This window comes from Amycolatopsis sp. BJA-103 (genome assembly GCF_002849735.1).
In the GTDB taxonomy this organism is placed as follows: domain Bacteria; phylum Actinomycetota; class Actinomycetes; order Mycobacteriales; family Pseudonocardiaceae; genus Amycolatopsis.
The window spans coordinates 8,565,076-8,586,884 of sequence record NZ_CP017780.1; the positions used below are offsets into that span (position 1 = coordinate 8,565,076).

30 protein-coding genes are annotated in these 21,809 nt (G+C 68.4%); 17 read left to right on the top strand and 13 right to left on the bottom strand.

What is annotated here, in order from left to right; genetic code table 11:
- Window positions 1-126 precede the first annotated feature (126 nt).
- Window positions 127-426, top strand: a complete 300-nt coding sequence (locus BKN51_RS38700; protein ID WP_101612270.1) for a DUF3017 domain-containing protein — start codon at window positions 127-129, stop codon at window positions 424-426.
- Between the two features lie 19 nt (window positions 427-445).
- Here BKN51_RS38700 and BKN51_RS38705 read toward each other — a convergent pair whose 3' ends face one another.
- Window positions 446-1,618: an MFS transporter gene (locus BKN51_RS38705; protein ID WP_101612271.1), complete on the bottom strand. Its 1,173-nt coding sequence runs from the start codon at window positions 1,616-1,618 to the stop codon at window positions 446-448.
- A gap of 195 nt (window positions 1,619-1,813) precedes the next feature.
- A complete protein-coding gene (locus BKN51_RS38710; RefSeq protein ID WP_101612272.1) occupies window positions 1,814-2,134 on the bottom strand; it encodes an ArsR/SmtB family transcription factor in 321 nt (106 codons plus the stop codon).
- 278 nt (window positions 2,135-2,412) lie between these two features.
- On the opposite strand from BKN51_RS38710, the gene BKN51_RS38715 reads away from it, so the two are divergent.
- Window positions 2,413-3,582, top strand: a complete 1,170-nt coding sequence (locus BKN51_RS38715) for an MFS transporter (RefSeq protein ID WP_101612273.1) — start codon at window positions 2,413-2,415, stop codon at window positions 3,580-3,582.
- A gap of 3 nt (window positions 3,583-3,585) precedes the next feature.
- Here BKN51_RS38715 and BKN51_RS38720 read toward each other — a convergent pair whose 3' ends face one another.
- Entirely contained in the window at window positions 3,586-3,774 is a 189-nt protein-coding gene (locus tag BKN51_RS38720) for a DUF1918 domain-containing protein (RefSeq protein ID WP_101612274.1), read from the bottom strand.
- A 103-nt stretch (window positions 3,775-3,877) separates the two neighbouring features.
- Here BKN51_RS38720 and BKN51_RS38725 point away from each other — a divergent pair, with 103 nt between their 5' ends.
- The 4 genes from BKN51_RS38725 to BKN51_RS38740 are packed head-to-tail and all read left to right on the top strand — an operon-like array spanning window position 3,878 to window position 6,212.
- A complete protein-coding gene (locus BKN51_RS38725) occupies window positions 3,878-4,396 on the top strand; it encodes a TrmH family RNA methyltransferase (RefSeq protein ID WP_233223092.1) in 519 nt (172 codons plus the stop codon).
- A 22-nt stretch (window positions 4,397-4,418) separates the two neighbouring features.
- Window positions 4,419-5,063: a spermidine synthase gene (locus BKN51_RS38730; protein ID WP_101612275.1), complete on the top strand. Its 645-nt coding sequence runs from the start codon at window positions 4,419-4,421 to the stop codon at window positions 5,061-5,063.
- Entirely contained in the window at window positions 5,045-5,638 is a 594-nt protein-coding gene (locus BKN51_RS38735) for a hypothetical protein (RefSeq protein WP_101612276.1), read from the top strand. The genes BKN51_RS38730 and BKN51_RS38735 overlap by 19 nt, the downstream gene beginning before the upstream one ends.
- 7 nt (window positions 5,639-5,645) lie before the next feature.
- Window positions 5,646-6,212 carry a GNAT family N-acetyltransferase gene (locus tag BKN51_RS38740; protein WP_101612277.1) on the top strand — a complete coding sequence of 189 codons (567 nt, stop codon included), beginning with the start codon at window positions 5,646-5,648 and terminating at the stop codon, window positions 6,210-6,212.
- On the opposite strand, the gene BKN51_RS38745 is transcribed toward BKN51_RS38740, so the two are convergent.
- Together BKN51_RS38745 and BKN51_RS38750 are read right to left on the bottom strand one after the other, a co-directional pair.
- Window positions 6,213-6,800: an HhH-GPD-type base excision DNA repair protein gene (locus BKN51_RS38745; protein ID WP_101612278.1), complete on the bottom strand. Its 588-nt coding sequence runs from the start codon at window positions 6,798-6,800 to the stop codon at window positions 6,213-6,215. It lies immediately after the preceding gene.
- A 38-nt stretch (window positions 6,801-6,838) separates the two neighbouring features.
- Window positions 6,839-7,717, bottom strand: a complete 879-nt coding sequence (locus BKN51_RS38750; protein WP_101612279.1) for a LysR family transcriptional regulator ArgP — start codon at window positions 7,715-7,717, stop codon at window positions 6,839-6,841.
- 66 nt (window positions 7,718-7,783) lie between these two features.
- Between BKN51_RS38750 and BKN51_RS38755 the strand changes: the two genes are divergently transcribed.
- Window positions 7,784-8,398: a LysE/ArgO family amino acid transporter gene (locus BKN51_RS38755; RefSeq protein WP_101612280.1), complete on the top strand. Its 615-nt coding sequence runs from the start codon at window positions 7,784-7,786 to the stop codon at window positions 8,396-8,398.
- On the opposite strand, the gene BKN51_RS38760 is transcribed toward BKN51_RS38755, so the two are convergent.
- Together BKN51_RS38760 and BKN51_RS38765 are read right to left on the bottom strand one after the other, a co-directional pair.
- Window positions 8,399-9,226 (bottom strand): aldo/keto reductase, encoded by an 828-nt coding sequence (locus BKN51_RS38760; protein WP_101612281.1) that lies wholly within the window; start codon window positions 9,224-9,226, stop codon window positions 8,399-8,401.
- A 4-nt stretch (window positions 9,227-9,230) separates the two neighbouring features.
- Window positions 9,231-10,091: an NAD-dependent epimerase/dehydratase family protein gene (locus tag BKN51_RS38765; RefSeq protein ID WP_101612282.1), complete on the bottom strand. Its 861-nt coding sequence runs from the start codon at window positions 10,089-10,091 to the stop codon at window positions 9,231-9,233.
- Between the two features lie 115 nt (window positions 10,092-10,206).
- Between BKN51_RS38765 and BKN51_RS38770 the strand changes: the two genes are divergently transcribed.
- Together BKN51_RS38770 and BKN51_RS38775 are read left to right on the top strand one after the other, a co-directional pair.
- Window positions 10,207-10,641, top strand: a complete 435-nt coding sequence (locus BKN51_RS38770; protein ID WP_199192953.1) for an Lrp/AsnC family transcriptional regulator — start codon at window positions 10,207-10,209, stop codon at window positions 10,639-10,641.
- Window positions 10,642-10,749: 108 nt separating this feature from the next.
- A complete protein-coding gene (locus tag BKN51_RS38775; RefSeq protein WP_101612284.1) occupies window positions 10,750-11,637 on the top strand; it encodes an esterase/lipase family protein in 888 nt (295 codons plus the stop codon).
- Window positions 11,638-11,643: 6 nt separating this feature from the next.
- On the opposite strand, the gene BKN51_RS38780 is transcribed toward BKN51_RS38775, so the two are convergent.
- The 3 genes from BKN51_RS38780 to BKN51_RS38790 all read right to left on the bottom strand — a co-directional run bounded on the left by BKN51_RS38780 (window position 11,644) and on the right by BKN51_RS38790 (window position 13,843).
- A complete protein-coding gene (locus BKN51_RS38780) occupies window positions 11,644-12,639 on the bottom strand; it encodes a DUF2203 family protein (protein WP_101612285.1) in 996 nt (331 codons plus the stop codon).
- Between the two features lie 21 nt (window positions 12,640-12,660).
- Window positions 12,661-13,251: a hypothetical protein gene (locus BKN51_RS38785; RefSeq protein ID WP_101612286.1), complete on the bottom strand. Its 591-nt coding sequence runs from the start codon at window positions 13,249-13,251 to the stop codon at window positions 12,661-12,663.
- A gap of 82 nt (window positions 13,252-13,333) precedes the next feature.
- On the bottom strand, window positions 13,334-13,843 hold the full coding sequence (locus BKN51_RS38790; protein ID WP_233223093.1) for a hypothetical protein: 510 nt from the start codon (window positions 13,841-13,843) through the stop codon (window positions 13,334-13,336).
- 238 nt (window positions 13,844-14,081) lie between these two features.
- Between BKN51_RS38790 and BKN51_RS38795 the strand changes: the two genes are divergently transcribed.
- Together BKN51_RS38795 and BKN51_RS38800 are read left to right on the top strand one after the other, a co-directional pair.
- Window positions 14,082-15,305, top strand: coding sequence for an NADP-dependent isocitrate dehydrogenase (locus BKN51_RS38795; protein WP_101612287.1), 1,224 nt, complete (start codon window positions 14,082-14,084; stop codon window positions 15,303-15,305).
- Window positions 15,306-15,509: 204 nt separating this feature from the next.
- Window positions 15,510-15,815, top strand: a complete 306-nt coding sequence (locus tag BKN51_RS38800; protein ID WP_101613722.1) for a hypothetical protein — start codon at window positions 15,510-15,512, stop codon at window positions 15,813-15,815.
- A gap of 96 nt (window positions 15,816-15,911) precedes the next feature.
- On the opposite strand, the gene BKN51_RS38805 is transcribed toward BKN51_RS38800, so the two are convergent.
- Entirely contained in the window at window positions 15,912-16,655 is a 744-nt protein-coding gene (locus tag BKN51_RS38805; protein ID WP_101612288.1) for an MBL fold metallo-hydrolase, read from the bottom strand.
- A gap of 71 nt (window positions 16,656-16,726) precedes the next feature.
- On the opposite strand from BKN51_RS38805, the gene BKN51_RS38810 reads away from it, so the two are divergent.
- From BKN51_RS38810 to BKN51_RS38830, 5 genes are all read left to right on the top strand, one after another.
- Window positions 16,727-17,161, top strand: a complete 435-nt coding sequence (locus tag BKN51_RS38810; RefSeq protein WP_101612289.1) for an SRPBCC family protein — start codon at window positions 16,727-16,729, stop codon at window positions 17,159-17,161.
- A 26-nt stretch (window positions 17,162-17,187) separates the two neighbouring features.
- Entirely contained in the window at window positions 17,188-17,994 is an 807-nt protein-coding gene (locus BKN51_RS38815) for an exodeoxyribonuclease III (protein WP_101612290.1), read from the top strand.
- A gap of 59 nt (window positions 17,995-18,053) precedes the next feature.
- Window positions 18,054-18,362 (top strand): nucleotidyltransferase family protein, encoded by a 309-nt coding sequence (locus tag BKN51_RS38820; RefSeq protein WP_101613723.1) that lies wholly within the window; start codon window positions 18,054-18,056, stop codon window positions 18,360-18,362.
- Complete coding sequence (locus tag BKN51_RS38825; protein WP_101612291.1) at window positions 18,352-18,690, top strand: HepT-like ribonuclease domain-containing protein; 339 nt, start codon at window positions 18,352-18,354, stop codon at window positions 18,688-18,690. The genes BKN51_RS38820 and BKN51_RS38825 overlap by 11 nt, the downstream gene beginning before the upstream one ends.
- Before the next feature lie 69 nt (window positions 18,691-18,759).
- A complete protein-coding gene (locus BKN51_RS38830) occupies window positions 18,760-19,677 on the top strand; it encodes a hypothetical protein (protein WP_233223094.1) in 918 nt (305 codons plus the stop codon).
- Here the strand turns inward: BKN51_RS38830 and BKN51_RS38835 are convergent.
- Window positions 19,671-20,171: a cupin domain-containing protein gene (locus BKN51_RS38835; RefSeq protein ID WP_101612292.1), complete on the bottom strand. Its 501-nt coding sequence runs from the start codon at window positions 20,169-20,171 to the stop codon at window positions 19,671-19,673. The two genes, BKN51_RS38830 and BKN51_RS38835, sit on opposite strands and share 7 nt — an antisense overlap.
- 64 nt (window positions 20,172-20,235) lie before the next feature.
- Here BKN51_RS38835 and BKN51_RS38840 point away from each other — a divergent pair, with 64 nt between their 5' ends.
- Window positions 20,236-20,733, top strand: coding sequence for a MarR family winged helix-turn-helix transcriptional regulator (locus BKN51_RS38840; RefSeq protein ID WP_101612293.1), 498 nt, complete (start codon window positions 20,236-20,238; stop codon window positions 20,731-20,733).
- Between the two features lie 59 nt (window positions 20,734-20,792).
- Here the strand turns inward: BKN51_RS38840 and BKN51_RS38845 are convergent, their stop codons facing one another.
- Window positions 20,793-21,671 carry a glycoside hydrolase family 19 protein gene (locus BKN51_RS38845; RefSeq protein ID WP_101612294.1) on the bottom strand — a complete coding sequence of 293 codons (879 nt, stop codon included), beginning with the start codon at window positions 21,669-21,671 and terminating at the stop codon, window positions 20,793-20,795.
- Between the last annotated feature and the right edge of the window lie 138 nt (window positions 21,672-21,809).

Consider the following 21,809-nt stretch of genomic DNA (forward strand, 5'->3'; position numbering starts at 1 on the left):
ACCCCGCATGTGGGTTTTGCCGCTCTTGACAATGTGGAAGACGCCCTGACCTGCTGCCGGATGACTCACCCGGGATACTGACGGCGTGACCCGATTTGCCCGCGAGGCCGTGAAGGACGAGGACTGATGACGTTGGCCGGACAGCGGCGTGACCGTGGGGCACTGCTCCATCACCTGCCGTTCCTGCTGGTGATGCTGGTGGTGGCCGTCGCCGCCCTGCGGATCGGGCAGTACCACTGGCGTCAGGGGGCCGCGCTGATCGGCGGGGCGCTGATGCTCGCGGGGCTGCTGAGGGCGGTCCTGCCGAACGCGAAGGCCGGGCTGCTGGCGATCCGGGGCAAGCCGGTCGACGTCCTGACTTATGGCGCGCTTTCTGTCTTGATCCTTTTCATCGCCTTCACGATCACCGGCGGCCCTCTGTCCTGAGAGGACCGCCGGTGGTCGATCAGGAGGCCATGGCGGGCGTGAGCCGGGCTTCGCGGCGGTCGAGGCCGCCGGAGACGACGGCCAGCGAGAGCCCCAGCACGGCCAGCGAGGCGCCGACCCAGTTGGGGGCGACCAGGCCGAGCCCGCCCGCGATCACCAGGCCGCCGAGGTAGGCGCCGATCGAGTTCGCGATGTTGAACGCCGACTGCACGGCCGCGGAGACCAGCGACGGCGTCCCACCGGCCTTCTCCATGATCCGGGCCTGCATCATCGGGCCGATCATGAAACCGGCGAGGCCGACGAAGAAGATCGTCACCGCCGCGCCGACCTTCCCGTTCGCGGTGAAGGTGAAGATCGCCAGCACCGTGGCGAGTCCGGACAGCGAGACGTAGAGGCTCGGCATCAGCGCCTTGTCGGCGAGCCTGCCGCCGAGGTAGTTGCCGATCGTCATGCCGACCCCGGCCAGCGAGAGCAGCAGAGTGACGTCCGACGGCGAGTAGCCGGTGACGTCGGTCAGCATCGGCGCGATGTAGGACAGGCAGGCGAACACGCCGCCCAGGCCGAAGGTGACGATCGCGAGCGCGAGCCACACCTGCGGACGGCGGAAGGCGCCGAGTTCGCCGCGCAGCGACGGCTCGACCGGTTTGCCCTGGTGGGGGACCAGTTTCGCGATCGCGGCCATGGCGACCAGGCCGATCACCGCGACGACGCCGAAGGTCGCGCGCCAGCCGACCTTCTGGCCGAGCAGCGTCCCCAGCGGGACGCCGACGACGTTGGCCAGGGTCAGGCCCATGAACATCATCGAGACGGCCTTGGCGCGTTCGCCCGGCTTGGCCAGGCTGGACGCGACGACCGCGCCGGCGCCGAAGAACGCGCCGTGCGGCAGGCCGGCGAGGAAACGGAAGGCGACGCCGAACTCCTGGTTCGGCGACAGTGCGAAGAGGACGTTGCCGAGCGTGAACAGCCCCATCATCGCCAGCAGCATGGTCTTGCGCGGCAGCCGGACGGCGACCGCGGTGAGCAGCGGGGCGCCGACCACGACGCCGAGGGCGTAACCGGAGATCAGGTAGCCGGCGGACGGGATCGACACGCCGAAATCGGCGGCGGCTTCGGGCAGCACGCCCATCATGACGAATTCGGTGGTCCCGATGCCGAAGGCACCGATGGCGAGCGCGAGCAGCGCGACGGGCACGGCTCTCCCTTCGAGGGTCGTACGTGAGTAAACGATTACTCGCCCACCGTCGCGGATGGGCAACTGAATCGATTTAGGTCTCGGACACAAAAGAAGACAGCGCGTTCGGCCCCGACGTCGACGAGCTGTCCTGCGTCCAGTTCAACGGATCACGGGGGCTTTTGTCATCCCGGTTTCGGGTGAGGCTGCCCACCCTCAGCGGCGGGCGGCGAGCACTCCCTGGAGGAGGCCGGGGAAGAGCTCGTCGAGATCGTTGTGGCGCAAGGAGTTGTAGCGCGCGGTGCCCTGCTGGCGGCCCATGATGATGCCCGCTTCGCGCAGGGTGCGCAGGTGATGGGTGAGTGTGGACTTGGTCACGGCGACGTCGAAACCGCTGCACGAGATCTCGGTGCCGGGTTCGGCCAGCTGGCGGACCATGTCGAGCCGCACCGGGTCGGCGAGTGCGGAGAGGACCGCCTCGATCCGGATCTCGTCCTGCCCGGGGTAGACGTACTGCGGGGTCGTGGTCGCGGCCATCCGTCCATAGTACGACGCCCCTCGAACTTCCCGCGAGTTCGTAGTACGGTCTCCATCGAACTACGACAACCATCGAACAACGACCCCCACGCGCCTTTAGCGGGCTAAACGCGATCCGGCGCCGGCCGGGTGTCCCGCGACCCAGGTCGACTTTCGCGGGCTAATCGCGATCCGGGCGGCACCTGGGCGACCGGGGCCCGGAGCGACTTCCGCCCCCTAATCGCGATCTCGGCCGGGAGCGGGACCGGGCGCAAAAGGGGGTCTGGAGCTGGGGAGTCATGACTTTCGCACCACCCAGGACCGCGGTGCTGGCGCTCGGCACCTTCGCGGTCGGCACCAGTGGCTACGTCGTCGCCGGGCTGCTGCCCGCGCTGACCGGTGAGCTCGGGGTCTCCGAGACCGCCGCCGCACAGCTGGTCACCGCCTTCGCCATCGCGTACGCCGTCGGCTCACCGCTGTTCGCCGCGGTCACGGGCCGCTGGGAACGGCGGACGCTCCTGGTCGCCGCCCTCGTCGTCACCGCCATCGGCAACGCCCTCGCCGCCCTCGCGCCCGGCTACGTGACCCTGCTCCTCGCGCGGGTCGTCACCGCCATCGGCGCGGCGGTCTTCACCCCGGCCGCGAGCGCCGTCGCCGCCGAACTCACCTCGCCGGAACGCCGGGGCCGCGCGGTCGCGCTCGTCTTCGGCGGCCTGACCATCGCGACGATCCTGGGCGTCCCGCTCGGCAGCGTGCTTTCGCAGAGCGTCGGCTACCAGGCCGTCTTCGGGCTCGTCGCGGCCTTCTCGCTTCTCGGCGCCTTCGCGGTCCGGATGGTCTTGCCCGCCGTCCCGGCGCCGCCTCCGGTTCGCCTGGCCGAACGGTTCACCGTCGCCAAGGACCCGCGCGTCCTCGCCATGCTCGGCGCGACCGTGCTCGGCTGCCTCGCCGCGTTCTCCGTCTACACCTTCATCTCGCCGGTCCTGTCCGCCACGGCGGGCGTCCACGGCACGACGGTCAGCCTGCTGCTGTTCGTCTACGGCGCCGGCGGCGCGCTCGGCAACGTCCTCGGCGGCCGCGCGACCGACCGCTGGGGCGCCAGGGGCCCGCTGCTGGTCGTGTTTGCCGGGATCACCGTGGTCCTCGCGCTGTTGCCGCTGGTGGCGACCAGCATCGCGGGCGCGGCCGTCGTGCTGTTCCTCTGGGGACTGGCCACCTGGTCGATCAACCCGCCGATCCAGCACCGCCTGATCGAACTCTCCAGCCAGAACGCCGGTCTCGTCCTCTCCCTCAACGCGTCCGCCATCTATCTCGGCGTCGGCCTCTCCGGCCTGGTCGGGGGAGCGGTGCTCAGCGGCGGCGGACCGCTCCTGCTGCCCGAGATCGCGGCGGTACTGACCGCGATCGCCGCTCTCGTGGTCGTGGCGGGCTGGCGAAGCCGCGTGAGGCAGCCCGCTTTGGCCGAGTGACGCCTAATCGCCGCGGGACTGGACCACGCAATCAGGACCGGGGAAGACCAGTCCTTCGTGCCCGTCGGTGAACCGGACGAGATACGGCGGGCCACCGTGTTCGCCGCGTACTTCGAGGATTTCGCCGCGCTGTCCAACGGATCCCACCGTGCGCCCGTGCACGTGGATCTCGTCTCCGACGGTCGCCTGCATGACTACCACCTCCGAGGCTTCAAGGTTAGGAGTGCCGGAGGTGATCCCGCTACAGTGTGGGCATGATCCTCGAAATCCTTGGAGGCGCGACGCCTCACGGCCGGTGAGCCCGTCGATCCGGGTCCGCACACCGTCGGAACTGCGTGCGGCCAGAAGAAGGAAAACCCACTCCTGCTGGGGACATCTCGTCGCGGCACCGCTGTGGCCGCTGCACGGCGCGAATCTCGGCACCCTTTTGCGAACCTGTGACGCGGTGGGCGCCTGCCTCGCCGTGCCGAGGTTTCCGTGGGTGCCGGAGGCACTGCGCCGCGGGAACACGTTGCGGCGCCCGGCTTGTGTGCACTGGGTCCACGACCCGCCGGGCTGGCTGACGCGGGAGCGGGCGGCGGGCACGGCGATCGTCGGTGTCGAACTGGCCGACGAAGCCGTGCGCCTCGCCGATCTCCCGTCCGCACGGGGCCGGACGATCGTCGTGCTGGGCCACGAGCAACAGGGCATTCCGCCGGAAGCGCTCGATCTGCTCGACACCGTCGTCGAAATCCCGATGGTGGGCATCGGGGCGAGCCTCAACGTCGCCGTCGCGGGCAGTCTCGTGTTGTACAAAATGGCGGGCCTGCTGTGACCGTCGCCGATAAGCTGCCCGGATGACCGACGTGCTCGACACAGTGGCGGGGAAGAGCGGCGAATTGGTGCTTCGCCGGGCCGGGAACGATTTCGAGGTCATCGCCAACGGCGTCTTCCTGATGGACACCCGGAACGGGGAATCCGAACGGCTGCTCGTCTCGGTGGCGGCCGATCTGGTGCCGGGCAAGGCGCGCATGCTAATCGGCGGCCTCGGCGTCGGCTATTCGCTGCGCGCCGCGCTGGATCACCCCGGCGTCGGCGAGATCGTGGTCGTCGAGCGCGAAGCCGCGGTGATCGGCTGGAACCGCGAGGGCCCGCTCAAGGACGTCCACGACGACGCCCTTTCCGACGAGCGGGTCACCGTCGTCGAGGCCGATCTGGTGAAGTGGTTGCGCCGGACGGAGGAGCGGTTCGACGCGCTGTGCCTGGACATCGACAACGGTCCTGAGTGGACGGTCACCGACGGCAACGCGAAGCTGTACCGGAGCGACGGGCTCGACATGCTCGCCGCGCGGCTGCGGCCCGGCGGCGTGCTCGCGGTGTGGAGCGCCGAGTCGGCGCCGTCGTTCGCGAGGCGGCTGCGAGCGCGGTTCAGTGAAGTGCGGGAGCTGAAGATCCCGGTGCCGCAAGGCGAACCGGACGTCCTGTGGTTCGCGCGGGCGTAGCGGACGCCGCGCGCGTCAACGCCCGCTGGTGTGACACGGTCTGCCGGGCACACGGATTCGCGGGGACCTTCACCCCTCACGTCTGGAAGTCGGCGCGCCGGACGCCACCGCTGTACCCGGACGCGGTGACCCTGACGCCGGACGCGACGGCGCCGGAAGTGCTGGAAGGGATCGACACTTCGCCGGGCTGTTCGGTGAAGGACAGCCTCGGCTGCCTCGATCTTTCGCAAGCGGGTTTCGCGGTGCTCTTCGAAGCCACGTGGATCGCCTGTCCGGCTCAGGCGCCCCTCGAACCGGGCTGGTCGCGGGACGATGACCGGTTCGGCGATCCGTCCGTCGCGGTGTGGTCCGACGGTGTCTCGGAGGTGACGGCCAACCGTGACGGCGACTTCGCCGGACTGTCCAATTTGTACACTCGCGGCGCTCTCGACGACGCCTGGCGTGGCGCGACCTCGGCCGTCGCGGCGAGTTTCCCCGGTTCGCCGATCACCGGCTACGAACGCGGCGACGATCTCGACGCGGCCCTGCGGAACGGCTACACGGCACTCGGGCCGCTGCGGGTGTGGCTGAAATGATGCCCGGATGGAGATCACGACCTGGCACCTCGAACAGACCTCGCCGGACGACCTGAGCGCGGCGAAACCGCCCGCCGTCCCGGTGACGGTCACCCGCGCCGAGCTGGTCAGCCCCGAGCTGAACCGCTACCTCTACTCCGCCGTCGGCGGCGACTGGTTCTGGATCGACAGGCTCGGCTGGACGTGGTCGCAGTGGATCGAGTGGCTGGACAGGCCGGGCGTCGAGACCTGGGTCGCGTATGCGCAGGGAACGCCGTGCGGTTACTTCGAACTCGACGGCAGCGGCGACGGTGACGTCGAACTGGCGTACTTCGGCCTGATGTCGTCCTTCGTCGGGAAGGGCATCGGAGGGCACCTGCTCACCGTCGCGCTCCGGGAGGCATGGGCGCTCGCGGAGCGCTGGCCAGGCAAGACGCCGACGCGTCGCGTGACCGTCCACACCTGCACCACCGACGGCCCCGCCGCGCTCAAGAACTACCAGGCTCGCGGCTTCCGGCTGTTCCGCACCGAAACCGAGCAGGCCGAACTGCCTGCGGAGACGCCGGGGCCGTGGCCGGGAGCCGCGAAGAAGTAGCTACTTCGCGGGCGCCCTGGCAGCGGCCTTCGCCGCCTTCTTGAACGCCCGCACCTCGCCGAGGGTCTTCGTGTCGACGACGTCGGCGATCGAACGCCGGGAGCCGCGGTCGCCGTAGGAGCCGGTGGCCGCGCGCCAGCCCTTCGGCTGCACGCCGAGCTGTTTGCCGAGCAGCGCGAGGAAGATCGCGGCCTTCTGATCGCCGTAGCCGGGCAGCGCCTTGAGCCGCTTGAGGACCTCGGGGCCGTCCGGCTTGGGGCGTCCGGCGGTCCAGATCCCGGCGGCGTCGCCGTCGTAGTGTTCGACGACGTGCTCCGCGAGATCCTTCACCCGCCGGGCCATCGAACCGCCGTAGCGGTGGATCGCGGGCGGGACCACGCAGAGCTCGACGAAGGTCTCGGTGTCCATCGCGTGGATCTTCTTGATGTCGAAACCGTCCATCCGGTCCGCGATCTTCTGCGGGCCGCGGAACGCGTGTTCCATCGGGAACTGCTGGTCGAGAAGCATCCCGACGAGCAGCGCGAACGGGTCTTCGGTCAGCAGCCGGTCCGCTTCCTCGTCCCCGACCAGGTGCAATGCGCGCGTCATGCGCCCAGGATCTCACGAACGCGCCGCCGCGCGCGTCCTCATCCGTGTGGGTCGACGAGCAGGTCCGCGGCCGCGGCGGTGACGGCGGCCGACACCGCCGCCAGCGCGGGGGAGTCGAGTTTCCACCGCTGCCAGAACAGCGGTACGTCGATCGGGTGGTCCGGGTCCAGGCAGACGAAGGTGCCGTCGCGCAGGCGGTCGCCGATCTGCGTGAGCGGCACCATGCCCCAGCCCATCCCGGCGGCGACAGCGTCGTAGAACCCTTCGGACGATGGGACACAGTGCCGCAGCGAGCTCGCGATCGTGCCCCGCTCGCGCGCGAAGCGGTCTTGGAGGTCGTCTCGGCGGCCGAAGACGACGACGGGGGCTTCGGCGAGGTCGAGGTCCGTGCCGAGCGCCGGGCTCGCCACGGCCAGGTAGCGCATGTGCCCGAGCCGGTGCACCGAACACCCCGCGACCGGATCGGGTGACGACGTCACGGCCGCCATCACCTGGCCTTCCCGCAACAGGGTGGTGGTGTGGTCCTGATCCTCGCGATGCAGCTCGAAGCAGATCTTCTGGTCGAACGACACGCGCGTGAGCGCCGACAGAAACCACGTCGCGAGCGAGTCGGCGTTCACCGCGATCGGCATCCGGACCGGTTCGTCGTCGGCGGTCAGGCCGAGTTCGGCCCGGGTGTCGGCCTCCAGCAGGGCCAGCTGACGGCCGAAGCGCACGACCGCCTGCCCGGATTCGGTCAGGCGCACCGGTTTCGTGCGGATCAGCAGTACCCGGCCGGTGCGTTGTTCGAGCGCTTTCACGCGTTGGCTGATCGCCGACGGGGTCACGTGCAGGGCCGAGGCCGCCGCGTCGAACGTGCCTTCGTCGGCGACCGCCAGCAGCGTGCGGACGAGGTCCAGCGGCAATTCTTTCATCACGAACGCTAATGTTACGTAAGAATCTTTAGCTGTACTGTTGACTATCCGCTTCCTAGTGTCCTTCGTATGGGAAACGTTCTGCTCAGCGCGGTCGCCGGGTTCGGCGCCACCATGGCCCTCATCGTCGCGATCGGCGCGCAGAACGCGTTCGTGCTGCGCCAGGGCATCCGCCGCGAAGCGGTTCCCGTGGTGGTCCTGATCTGCATAGTCTCGGACGTCATCCTGGTCAGCCTGGGTGTCGGAGGAGTCGGCGCGCTGGTGGGGGCGTCGCCCGAAGCCCTGACCATCGTCGCCCTGATCGGCGGCGCCTTCCTGCTTTGCTACGGCGCTCTCGCGGCCCGTCGCGCGTTCAAGCCGTCGGCACTGGAAACCGGTGGCCCGGAGACCGGCGGATCGCTGCGCCGCATCGTGCTGACCACGCTGGCGCTCACCTGGCTGAACCCCCACGTGTACCTCGACACCCTCCTCCTGCTCGGCGCGATCGCGGCGGGGCACGGCGGCGGCCGGTGGGCGTTCGGCGTCGGGGCGGTGTCCGCCAGCGTGCTCTGGTTCCTCGCGCTCGGCTTCGGCGCGAGGCTGCTCAGCGGGTTCTTCCGCAAGCCGTCGTCGTGGCGGATGCTGGACGGCCTGGTCGCCGCGATGATGATCGCCATGGGTGTGACGCTGGTGGCCAGTGCCTGATCACGGCAGGCGAGCCAGGTCGCCGGCGGTGAGCACGAGGTCGGCGGCGGCCGCCGAATCGCGGATCGTCGCGGGCCTCGTCGAACCGGGGATCGCGATCATCGACGGCGACTTCGCGAGCAGCCAAGCCAGGCACACCCGCTGCGGGCTGACGCCGTGTTCCTCCGCCACGGCAAGGAATTCCCCGCCGATCCCGCCGAGCGGACCCCACGGCAGGTAGGCGAGGCCGAGTTCGGTGCACAGCGCCAGCTCGGGTTCGTGCGTCAGATTCGCGGGCGAGTGCTCGTTCTGCACCGAAACCAGCTTTTCGCCGAGGATCTCCCGCGCTTCGAGAATCTGCGCACTGGACACATTGGACACTCCGGCGAGCCGGATCTTGCCTTCGTCGGCCAGCTCCTTGATCGCGCCGACGGATTCCGCCCACGGCACGTTCTCGTCGGGCTTGTGCAACTGGTAGAGCCCGATCGCGTCGACGCCGAGCCGTTTCAGCGAGCCTTCGCAGGCGTCCTTGAGATGCGCGGGCGTCCCGGTGACGGTCCACGAGCCGTCACCGGGCCTGCCGCGACCGCCCTTGGTCGCGACGAGCACCGCGTCCGGGTCGCCGCCGTAGCCCGCCAGCGCCTCGGCGATCAGCACCTCGTTGTGCCCGGTTTCCCCCGCGTGCCAGTGATAGGAGTCGGCCGTGTCGATCAGCGTGACCCCGGCGTCGAGCGCGGCGTGGATCGTGGCGATCGCGCGGCCGGCGTCCGGGCGGCCCTCGATCGACAACGGCATCGCGCCGAGGCCGATCGCGCTCACTTCGACGTCTCCGATGCTGCGGTAGTGCATTCGCTCAAGCCTTTCTGAGGTTTTCGATGGCTTCGCCGAGCCAATCGGTGGTGGTGGAGAACGAAAAGCCGAGATCTGTCGCGCGCGAGGTGTCCAGGACGGCGTACCGGTCGAAGGAGAACGGCGAAGCGTCCCGCTCGACGATCTTGAACCGGGGCTCGGCGGTGACGGCGGCGGCGAGATCCAGCGCGGACAGCTCGCCGTGCGAACCGGCGTTGACCGGGCCCGCGAAGTCCGCGTGTGTCGCCCAGGCCAGGAAGTCCGCGATCTCATCCGCGTGGATGAACGTCGACGGCCGTGGTTCCGCGTGGATCTCGACGACGTCCCCCGCGTCCAGCCGTTCGACGTAATGGCGCAGCCGTCCGGTGAAATCGTCGCCGCCGAGGACGTGCGCGACCCGTACCGAGGCGAACTCCACGTCACCGTCGGCGAAAATGGCCTCCGCCTGGCGCTTGCCTTCGCCGTAGTGCGCTTCGAGGAAATCCGCGTCGTGCCAAGGAAGTCTGACGTCGACAGGAGACCGGGAGACCAGCGATTCGCCCATCGGGGTGTCCGCCCGGAGCTGGTCGTAGACGTCGATCGTCGAGGTCATCACGTACCGGTTCGCCCGGATGACGCGGCGCGCGATGCCCGCTTGGACCGGGGTGTAGCAGACCTGGTCGAGCACGACGTCGAAGGAACGGGAACCCAGCACAGCCTTCAGTCCGGCCTCGTCGTCGCGGTCGGCGATCAGGTGGGCGACGCCGGTCGGCGCGGGAGAGGAGCCGCGGTTGAGGACGGTGACGTCCAGTCCGGCGTCGCGCAGCCGCTCGACCACCCCGCGGCCGAAGTACCGGCTTCCGCCCAGAACGAGCACTTTCTTCATGCTGACCAGTGTTACGTTGGTGATCCAGTGGCTTGAAGGGGAGAACATGGGCGAATCAGCAGAATCACTGAAAGAATCTCGGTCGAATCGCGATTTCACTGAAAGCTCACTAGATGTGATCGACCGGCGACTCCTCGAACTCCTTCAGGAGGAAGGGCGCATCACCCTGAGCGAGCTCGGGCGCCGCGTTTCCCTGAGCCCGGCCGCCGTCGGCGAACGCGTCAAACGCCTCGAAGCCGATGGCACGATCACCGGCTACGCGGCGCTCGTCTCGCCGTCCCGGGTCGGTCTCGGGCTGCGGGCGTTCGTGCGGATGGCGCCGCACAGCGGGTTCACCGTCCGGCATCCCCGCACGCGGAAGCTCATGGACCGCCCCGAAATCCTCGAGCTGCACCACGTGGTGGGGGAGGACTGCTGGATCCTCAAGATCGCCGTCCGCGACACCACGCATCTGGAGGACCTGCTCGAAGACCTGTCCACGCTGGGGGCGACGACGACTTCGATCATCATGTCCAGTCCGATCGAACGACGAGCGCTGCTGCCCTTGTGATCTGTCACAAGTCGTTGCGGGTAAGTCTGGTCGTTCTCCCGGTTCCGGTCGCCGGTTTGTGACGCATGATGACTCGCATCACATACTGACGAGTAACCGGAGGCAGGGATGCGGGCTCGGGTCACCAACGGCGGTGCCACGAAGACCAGAAGGATCCTCACCACGCTTGTCGCGGCTTTGACGTTCACGATCGCCGCCCCGGCCGTCGCGAGCGCGGCCCCGTCGAGCGGCTGGAACGACTGGTCGTGCAAGCCGAGCGCGAAGCACCCCGAGCCCGTCGTGCTGGTGCACGGCCTCGGCGGCAACGCGACGACCAACTGGTTCTACCACGCGCCGAAGCTCAAGAGCGCCGGCTACTGCGTCTACTCGCTGACCTACGGCGCGACTGTCCTGGGTGGACAGTTGTTCGGCGGGCTCGGCTCCATGCGGAAGAGCGCCGTCGAACTCGGCGCGTTCGTGGACCGCGTGCGATCGAGCACCGGCGCGGACAAAGTCGACATCGTCGGCCACTCCGAGGGCACGACGATGCCCGCGTACTACCTCAAGTTCGAGGGTGGCGCGGAGAAGGTGAAGCATTTCGTCGGCTTCGGCTCGAACTTCAAGGGCACGTCGCTCAACGGCCTTTCCGGGCTGGCCAGGGCCGTGCTTTCGCTGCCCGGCCTCGATCTGCTCGCCGACGGCGTGTGCGGGGCGTGCCGCGAATACCTCGCGCCGTCGGACTTCCTCGACGACCTCGCCCGTGGTGGCGTGAGCGTGCCGGGGCCGACCTACACGAGCATCGTGAGCCGCCACGATCGAGTGGTCACGCCGTACACCAGCGGGGTGCTGGGCGAACCGGGGACGACCGACATCGTGCTGCAGGACCGCTGCGGAGTGGACGTGTCCGGGCATCTGAGCCAGGCGATCGACCCGAACGTGACGAGCCTGATCCTCAAGGCCCTCGATCCGGCGGGCGCGCCCGCGCCCAAGTGCGTGCCGTTCTTCGCGCCGCTGTAGGTCCGCTCAGGGTTTGGTCGCGTGCACCACGAACACCGACCGGACCCTGTCGCCTGACTCGACGTCGAGGCGCTTCACGGTCACCTCGGTGAAGCCCGCTTCGGAGGCCAGTTCCGCCGCGTCGTCCTCGGTTTCCGGCAGTTTCAGGTCGGTGGGGACGATCGCGGCGAACGCCTCCGACGGCCGGAACGTCGATGCCAGCGGCAGGCTGAAGCCCACGCGGCCGCCGGGGCGCAGTGCCCGCAGCCAGTCGCGGAGCGCGGCCGCGCCGAGGAAATGCAGCGAAGACGCGCACAGCACGGCGTCCGCGCCGTCGTCCTCCACCGGCGACGGGACCGCCGAGGCGACCTGCCAGGTGATGAGCCTGCCGGGATCGCGCGTCGCGGCCTTCGTCTCGGCTCGGGCGATCATGCCCGGCGAGATGTCGATCGCGAGTACTTCGCCCGGCTCCAGGCGCAGCGCGGCGAACGCGGCCGCGCCGGTCCCGGTCGCGACGTCGAGAACGCGTTCGGGAGCCGTGCGGCCGAGGCCGTTGACGAGCGCGTCGGCCACGAGGCCGTGAAAGGTGTCTTCGTCGTAATGCGCGGCGACGCCGTCGAAGAGGCCTGCCGCGGTCTCCTCGGTCACGACGGCGACCCTGGCCGGGAGGCGGCGCCTGCCGGCGAAACCCAGGTCGGCGCGGTGGTACCAGCACAGTTCCTGGTCGCCCTCGAGCCAGCAGAGCAGGACGTCGACGCCGTCGAGCTCGGCGGGGAAGTCGATCAGGAGCGGGGCGAACCCCTTCAGCTCCGCACCCGTCCGCTGGACCGTGGTCATCAAGTCGTCCAACCGAGCCTGCGCGGCCTTCCACTCCGGCATCCCGCCGAGCGCGGTCTCCCGGCCGCCAGGGCGTAGCGCCGCGGCGAGTTCGGCCGCGTCGGCGCGAAGGCGGACGAGCTCGTCGAGCACGGGGCGTAGCCGGGCGAGTTCGGCGCGGGCTTCAGGAACGGTGAACAAACCCATGCGCCGATGGTCCCAGCCCGGTCAGCGGCGCCGCCGGGCGAGTCTCGACGCGAGGCCCGCGCCGACGAGGAGGAATCCCGTGCCGAGCAGCCCGCCGATGAACAGCCAGCTCGTGACGCCGTAGGTGACGTCGTTCTGCGGCAGGTACTTCACCAGGCGGAAGCCCCATTCCGGGACCGCGGCGGTGGCCACGCCGGGCGCGATGCCCCAGACGAGGCCGCCGAGGATCGGGCCGGTCGCCGAGAGCGCGCCGAGCAGCCCGACCGCGAGCAGCAGGATCCCGCCGCCGACGAGCAGGCCGATGCTGAAGACGTCACGCTGGGTGCTGAGCGTCGCCTGGACGAGCATCTGCTGCCGCAGGCCGCCCCAGGCCAGCAGGCCGAGGGCGACCGGCGTCAGGATCAGGCCGCCCGCGCCGCTGAGCACCCGGCGCACGCCACGGCCGGCACGGCTGTCTTCGACGCCCAGGTCGTCGTCGAAAGGCGGCTCGTACGGTTCGTACGACTCGACGTCCTCGTAGGGCCTTCGCGGGTCTTTCGGTTGCTGCTCGTACTCGCCGTACTCCTGGTAGTCCTCGTCGTCGTACTCCGCGACGTACCGGTGCGATGACATGGGCGGGCCACCTCCCTGATCCGGACTACGGATCCGAGGCCCACCCGGTTCACTTCGATCTCCGCGGATCGCGTTTAGCCCGCTAAACGCGATCCGTGCGGCGCCGGGTGAGGGTGCCGACCAGGCCTGCCCCCGCCAAGAGGAAGCCGCTCCCGAACAGGGCACCCATGACCAGCCAGGTCACCAGGCCCACGCCGAGTTCGCGGCCGCCGATGTCGTACATGGTGCTCATGACGCTCTGCCCGCCCAGGAGCGTGGTCAGCCCCGGCACCACGCCCCAGATCAACCCGCCGAGCACCGGCCCGAGTCCGGACAGCACGCCGAGGAGCGCGACGCCGAGCAGGAGAAGGCCGCCGACGATCATCAGGATCAAGCCCAGCGGGTCTTCGCCGACGGTGTAGGCCTGCGCGTACATCCGCTGCAGCCGCGAGCCGCCGTAGATCACCAGCCCGAGCGCGACCGGGGTGAGCAGGACCCCGCCGAGGGCGCTGATCACGCGAGGCACGGCGCGGCTGCTTTGCCTAGGCTGGAGGTACGGCTCCGGCGCGGGCGGCTGCTCGTGCGGTGGCACCGCGTAGGGGTTGGTGGACATGGGGACCGCCCTTTCCGGTGGCCGGCTGAGGAGTGCGGTTCGATGATGTCGCGGTTCCCCGGTGTCCCGTGACGGCCGGATGGCCGTCGTCCGACCGGGTGACGTCGGCCACATCGGCCTCGTGGAGACTTGATACCCACCACTACTGGAACCATCCAGCGCGGTTAAGCAGTACGCTTGTACCGCTACCGGAGACTTAAGAAGAACGCGAAGATCCGCGGAAGGAGCACCGCTGCTCATGGCCAAGATCAAGGTCCAGGGCACCGTCGTCGAGCTCGACGGCGATGAGATGACCCGCATCATTTGGCAGTTCATCAAGGACAGGCTGATCCACCCGTACCTGGACGTGGACCTGGAGTACTACGACCTGGGCATCGAGGAGCGGGACCGCACCGACGACCAGGTCACCATCGATTCGGCCAACGCGATCAAGAAGCACGGCGTCGGCGTCAAGTGCGCCACGATCACGCCGGATGAGGCGCGAGTCGAAGAGTTCGGCCTGAAGAAGATGTGGCTCTCGCCGAACGGCACGATCCGCAACATCCTCGGCGGCGTGATCTTCCGCGAGCCGATCGTCATCCAGAACATCCCGCGCCTGGTGCCGGGCTGGACCAAGCCGATCATCATCGGCCGTCACGCGCACGGCGACCAGTACAAGGCGACCAACTTCAAGGTCCCCGGTCCCGGCACGCTGACCATCAGCTACACCCCGGACGACGGCTCCGAGCCGATGGAGTTCGAGGTCGCGAAGTTCCCCGAGGGCGGCGGCGTCGCCATGGGGATGTACAACTACCGCAAGTCCATCGAGGACTTCGCGCGCGCCTCGCTGCAGTACGGCCTCGACCGTGAGTACCCGGTCTACATGTCGACCAAGAACACCATCCTGAAGGCCTACGACGGCATGTTCAAGGACGTGTTCGAGGAGATCTACCAGGCCGAGTTCAAGGCCGACTTCGACGCCAAGGGCATCTCCTACGAGCACCGCCTGATCGACGACATGGTCGCCGCGGCGATGAAGTGGGAAGGCGGCTACGTCTGGGCCTGCAAGAACTACGACGGTGACGTCCAGTCCGACACGGTCGCGCAGGGCTTCGGCTCGCTGGGCCTGATGACGTCGGTGCTGCGCACCCCGGACGGCCGGACCGTCGAGGCCGAGGCCGCGCACGGCACGGTGACCCGGCACTACCGCCAGCACCAGCAGGGCAAGCCGACCTCGACCAACCCGATCGCGTCCATCTACGCGTGGACCCGGGGCCTCGAGCACCGCGGCAAGCTGGACTCGAACCAGGAGCTGATCGGGTTCGCGAACAAGCTGGAGAAGGTCGTCGTCGAGACCGTCGAGAGCGGCAAGATGACCAAGGACCTCGCGCTGCTGATCAGCAAGGACCAGGCGTTCCAGACCACCGAGGAGTTCCTCGCGACGCTGGACGACAACCTGGCCAAGAAGATCGCCCAGGGCTGAGCTTCGCGGTAAGTACCTGAAGGCCCCCTTCCTCACGGGAGGGGGCCTTCACGTATCCGGGGCAGCGTTGTGACGGTGGGTAGCGCGAACGCCGTCCGGTTGGCGCCTCCGGGTGGTTGGCAATCAGGGAACTGGGCGACCGCCCCGGCTTCTGCCACTCTGGTCGAGGCAGAAAACGATTCCCTTGTTCGAGGAGTGACCATCATGGCCATCTCGAAACCGGTCTTGTTCCTCGGCGCCGGTGCGGCGCTGATCGTCGTCGTCGCCATTTCGGGACAAGACAGGGAGTCGAGCGCATCGAGCCCGACCGGTTGCCAGGTCGTGGTGACGGCCGACGTGCTCAACGCGCGCGACACCCCCGGCGGTCAGAAGATCGTCGGCAAGTACGTCAAGGACGCGAAGATCGACGCGCAGCCGGTGGTCGAGAACGGCTTCCGCAAGATCGCCGAGGGCAAGTGGGTCTCCGCCCAGTTCGCGCCCCCGGTCGAAGGCTCCAAATGCGGCCCTTGACCTGCCGGATCGCGTTTAGCCCGCTAAACGCGACCGGCGAGACGCGTCGCGATTAGCCCGCTAAACGCGAGTGGGCGCTGACCTGCGGGATCGCGTTTAGCCCGCTAAACGCAAGTGGGTGCCTTCCTCGGCCGCCAGTACCTCGCCGCTGAACTCCTCCCGAGCCTCCGCCACCGAGACTTCGCGGTCGGAACCGGGCCAGAAGTGGGTCAGCAGCAGCCGCCGGGCACCCCCGCGTTCGGCCCAGTACCCGGCCTCGCCCGCCGTCGACACCAGCCGCGGCGTCTCGTCGGGAGACGGGCCCTGCAGCGTGGCGTCGGCGATGAGCAGGTCGGCGTCGCGCGCGAGCTCCGCCAGGACCGGGCTGGGCCCGCTGTCGCCCGTGTACGCGACGGTGAGCCCGGGCGCGGTCAGTCGGACCCCGTAGTTCGGCACATGGTGCGGCAGCAGGAACGTCGTCATCCGGAACGGCCCGACCTCTCGCGGCGGGCCGAGGCCGGACACGTCGAAAATCGTCGTCGGATGCGGCCGCGGCTCCAGCGCTTCGAGCCGCCGGACCGTCCCCGGCGTGCAATGCAGCGGGATCCTCGGCTCGCCCGGCAGCCCGTAGGCGCGGGCACGGCCGAGCGCGCTCACATCGGCACAGTGATCAGGGTGTTCGTGCGTGACCACCACCGCGTCGACCCGCCCGCCCGGGCAGTGTTCGAACAGCCGCGACGCGGCGCCGTAGCCGAGGTCGAGCACGATCTTGAAACCCTCGTGGACCAGGAGGAATCCGGCGCAGGCCCGGCCGGGTTCCGGCCAAGCGCCGCAGCTGCCCAGCACGGTCAGCTCGCTCATGCGCGCAGTCTCGCAGAACCCGCGCGGTAACGGCGCGCGCTTTCCGGCGACTTCGTGACCGGAGGTCCGTCATGAAGCAGGTCCAGAGCCGGGTCGTCACCCCGAAGCCGATCGACGAGGTCTACGCCTATCTCGCCGACTTCACCAACCAGCCGGAATGGCGCTTCGACGTCGTGTCGTGCTCGCTCGCGTCCGGAGAGGGCGGCGCGCCGGGGGCGAAGTACCACCAGCGGGTGAAACCGCGAGGCAAGGAAATCGACAGCGAAGTCGAGTTGACCCGCGCCGACAAGCCTGCCGAGGTCGCGTTCCGCACGCTGGATCCGGGCCCGGTCACCGTGTCGGGCGCCTGGCATCTCAAGAGCACCGGCACCGGGACCGAGGTGATCTGCGACGTCGTCATCGAGACGCACGGATTCCTGCGGTTGCTGGAGTTCACCATGGGCCCGTCGCTGCGGAAGATCTCGGACCGCTACGAACGGGATCTCTCCGCGCGGCTCAACCCCTGACGAATCTGTCGGACCCTCCGAGTAGCGTGCGGAGGGTGCTGACCGTCTCCACTGTGAATGTCAACGGCCTCCGCGCCGCCGCGAAAAAGGGCTTCATCGAGTGGCTCGGCTCCACCAAGGCCGACGTCGTCGCCTGCCAGGAGGTCCGGGCCGAGCTCAAGGAGCTCCCGGCCGGTGCCGCCGCGCCCGAAGGCTGGCACGTGGTGCACGCGCCCTCGGCGCAGAAGGGGCGCAACGGCGTCATGCTCTTCAGCCGGGCCGAGCCGGACGAGGTCCGCATCGGTTTCGGCGAGCCCGAATTCGAGGACAGCGGCCGCTACGCCGAGATCCACCTGCCGAACGTCGTGGTCGCGAGCCTGTACCTGCCCAGCGGCGATGTCGGTACTCCGCGCCAGGACGAGAAGGAACGCTTCATGGCGGCGTTCCTGCCGTATCTCGTCGACCTGCGCGCCAAGGCGGCGGCCGGCGGCCGTGAGGTGGTCGTCGTTGGTGACTGGAACATCGCCTACGAGAACATCGACCTGAAGAACTGGCGAGGGAACCAGAAGAGCTCGGGCTTCCTGCCGGAGGAGCGGGAGTGGCTCGGCCGCGTGTTCACCGAGGCCGGTTACGTCGACGTGCAGCGCAAACTCGATCCGGAAGGCCCCGGCCCGTACACCTGGTGGTCGTACCGCGGGAAGGCGTTCGACAACGACTCGGGCTGGCGCATCGACTGCCAGATCGCCACCCCCGGCCTCGCCGAGCGGTGCACCTCCGTCGTGGTCGAGCGCGCCGAGTCCTACGACCAGCGCTGGTCGGATCACGCGCCGGTGACCGCGACCTACAGGGACTGAGCGTTCGCCGTGACCTGAGAGATCAGGTCAGGCACAATCAGGCTCAGGAGGTGGAGGTCGTGCACGAGTCGATCGAACTCAAGAAGCGCGAAATCGAGGAGCTTTGCCGGACACACTCGGTGAGCCGCCTCGATTTGTTCGGCTCCGCCGTGAGTGACAGGTTCGACTCGGTGTCAAGCGATGTCGACGTGCTCGTCGAGTTCGACGCGGGGCCGGGGTTCGACTACTTCGGTACGTATTTCGATCTGAAGGAAGGCCTCGAGCGGATATTGGACCGGCCGGTCGACCTCGTCAGTGTGACCAGCATCCGCAATCCTTACTTCAAGCAACAGGTACTGGAGACCCGGGAGCTTCTCTATGCGGCGTGACGCTCGCGCTTACCTTTGGGACGCATCCAGGGCAGCGGAACTGCTGAGAGAGTTCAGCGAGGGCGAGGACTTCGACAGCTATCGATCGAACGCCATGCTGCGCTCGGCGGTTGAGCGTCAGTTCGAGATCATCGGTGAGGCGCTGAACCAGCTGTCCAAGTTGGATAGCGGTCTTGCGGCGCAAGTGCCCGACCTCGGGCGTATCGTCGCATTTCGCAATATCCTCATCCATGGATACGCGACGGTTGACGACGCCTTGGTGTGGCAGGTACTCACTGAGAGGCTTCCTGGCTTGATCGACGTTCTGCGGCGGTTGCAGGATGCGTAGGTCCGAACGATGCACCGCCCCCTCGTGACGGCGGCCTGCTCCGGCTGACACACGAAGAAATCGGGGGCTGTGTTGGAAACGAACGAAGCCAAGCGGATCGAGGCGACGAACGCCGAGCGCTACGCGATGTCCGGTCAGTACGGGTGGGAGTTCAGCCCGGACGCGCCGAACCTCCTGGAACGCTGGACGGTGCTGCCGTTCAACCAGCGCGGGGACAAGCGGATCGCGTTCGGCGCGCTGAGCGGTGCCTACCAAGGGCTGCGGTTCAACGTTTTCGACTACCACCGCCGCCCGACGGTCACGAGCGTGCACACCCGGTGGACGAACAAGAAGGTCAACGAACTCGACACGCTCTCGATCGACTCGGTCTGGGTGATCACCCTGCCCGCGCCGATGCCGAACTTCCAGATCGTGTCGAGTATCGAATCCGCTTGGGACGTCGAGCAGTACCCCGAGCCCGCCACGGCGGACCGGAAGTTCAACCGCTGGTACAAGCTGATCGACACGGATCCGAATGTCGCGGTCCAGGTGCTCACGCCGCAGGTCGCCGGCCTGATGCGGTCGTCGAAGCTGCACACGTGGTCGCTGGTGGGGGCGGAACTGGTCTATGTCGAGAATCCGACGTTCGGCCGGACCAAACCGGATGAGGTGCTCGCGACGCTGGGCAGGCTCGCGCAGCTGGTTTCGGTGCTGCCGTTCCACCTCGGTGGCGGGCAGCCCGCCGCGCCACCTCCGCAGCAGCCCCAGTATCCGCAGCAGCCGTATCCACCGCAGAATCCCGGTCACCCGCAGCAATATCCGCCTCCGCCGCAGTACGGCCAGCAGCCGTACCAGCCCGGATATCCGCCGCCCCAGTACCCACAGCCGCAGTACCCGCCGCCCCACTATCCGCAACCGCAGTACCCGCAGCCCGGGTATCCACCGCAGCAGTATCCGCCGCCCGGGCCGTACGGACCGCCGCCGGGATACCCGCCGCGCGGCTACTGACGGGCCTTCGCGCTTTCCGTCCACACTGGACTCTCGGTGAAGTGGTTGTCGAATTTTTCCTGGCTGTCCAAGAGATCTTGGACGGTCGCCTCGCCGTGTCCGACCTTCTCCAGAAGCCGGAAGTAGTCGAACCGTTCCACGCCGGGGACGAACACGATCAGCACGTCCGCCGAGGAGTCCACAGCCGCGCGGAAAGCGTGCGTGGTCAGCGGTGGGACGACGAGCATGTCGCCCTCGGAAACAGTGACGATCTCTTCTCCCACAAGGACTTCCAGCTTTCCGCCGAGCATGAAGAACATCTCGGACGAGCCGGTGTGGTAGTGCGGCGCCGCTCCATCTGCGCCGACGCCTAGTTGTGTTCTCGCACTGCTCATCACTCCGCCTGTGGTCGAGACGTCGGCGAGCAGCGTGACGAGTGTGGGGGCCGCGCCGACGGTCTCGGCTTCGCCGGCGCGGACGAGGACGGGTTCGCGGGTTTCGATGCGCTGAGTCATCCCTGGATAGTTCCACTGCTGATAGTTCGCTGTCAAACTATCTCCCGTCGAATAGACTGCGCCCGTGAACGAAGAGCGAAACGCCGACGCGATCGACGCGGTGGTCGGCGCCTGGCGGCGCGAGCGACCGGAACTGGACTTGACCGCGATCGGGGTCGCCGGGCGGCTCGGCCGCGCGGTACTGCTGACCACGCCGATGGTGGAGGCCGTGTTCGCGAAACACGGCTTGAAGCAGGGGGAGTTCGACGTGCTCGCGGCGCTCAGGCGGTCGGGGAAGCCGTACACGCTCATCCCGTCCGAGCTGTCCGCGACGCTGATGATGTCCAGGGCCGGGATGACCAGCCGGATCGACCGGCTCGAGTCGGCGGGGCTGGTCGAGCGCGCGCTCGACCCCGAGGACCGGCGCAGTTTCCGGGTCACGCTGACCGAGCGCGGGTTCGAGGTCGTCGACGCCGCGATGACCGAGCACACCGCGAACGTCGCGAAGCTGCTTTCGCCGCTGGGCGAGGATCTCGACGTCCTGGATGCCTCGTTGCGGCGGCTGCTGAACTCCCTTGAGTGACGAAGGGGCCCTTCGCCGCATCGCATGCGGTGAAGGGCCCCTTCAGCTCTTCGGGTGGGTCAGCAGGACAGGTTGCCACCGGGGTTGACGCCGAGGATCCCGGTGAACTGCTGGTACTTGCTCACGCGACTCTGGACCTGGCCGGGGTTACCGCCGTTGCACTCGAGGCTCCCGTTGATGCTGCGGATGGTCTCGCCGAAGCCGCGGCTGTTGACCATCGCGTCGTGCGGGGTCATCGTGCCGGGTCCGTTCTGCGTCATCCAGTACCAGATGCCGGTCTTCCAGGCGACCGCCGCGTCGTTCTGCACCAGCCACGGGTTGGTCAACAGCGGCAGGCCCAGCGCGTCGCCGGCGGCCTTGTAGTTGAAGTTCCAGCTCAGCTGGATCGGGCCGCGGCCGTAGTACGCGGCGTTGCCCGCCGGGCAGCCGTAGGACTGGCTCGTGTCGCAGTAGTGCGGGTAGTTGGCCTGGTTCTGCTCGACGACGTGGACCAGGCCGCCGGTCTCGTGGCTGACGTTCGCCAGGAAGGCCGCCGCCTCCTGCTTCTTGACGGTATCGCTGCCGGTGCCCGCGAAGGCCGGGTACGCGCTGAGGGCGGTGACCAGGCCGTTGTAGGTGTAGAAGGAGTTCCGGCTCGGGAACATCTGGTTGAACTGGGCTTCGCTGACCACGAAACCGGACGGGTGCTGCCCGCCGCCGCCACAGGTGCCCTGATCGGCCCATACCTGCGCCGTACCTGGGGTTTCGTTCTGCGTCCACCACTTCGCGGACCAGTTGTGCCCGTTGTGGGAGGCGGTGTTGCCACCCCAGTAGACCGAGCTCGCGTTCCACGGTGCCACGCAGTCCGCGGCGGAGGCGGACTGGGCCGGGACGACCACGGCGACCGTGGTGGCGGCGAAGGTGGCGGCGACCGCCGCGAGAATGCGTCGAAGAGACATCGGTGGCTCCTTCGTACGAGGGGACCATGCAGGGAGATTGGTCTATACCTTTTAAGGGGTATGGCCAACAGGTATAGACCATTGCGGACAAGAAACCAACCGATGAAAGTCGGATAGTCCCTGTTCGGCCCTGTGGCG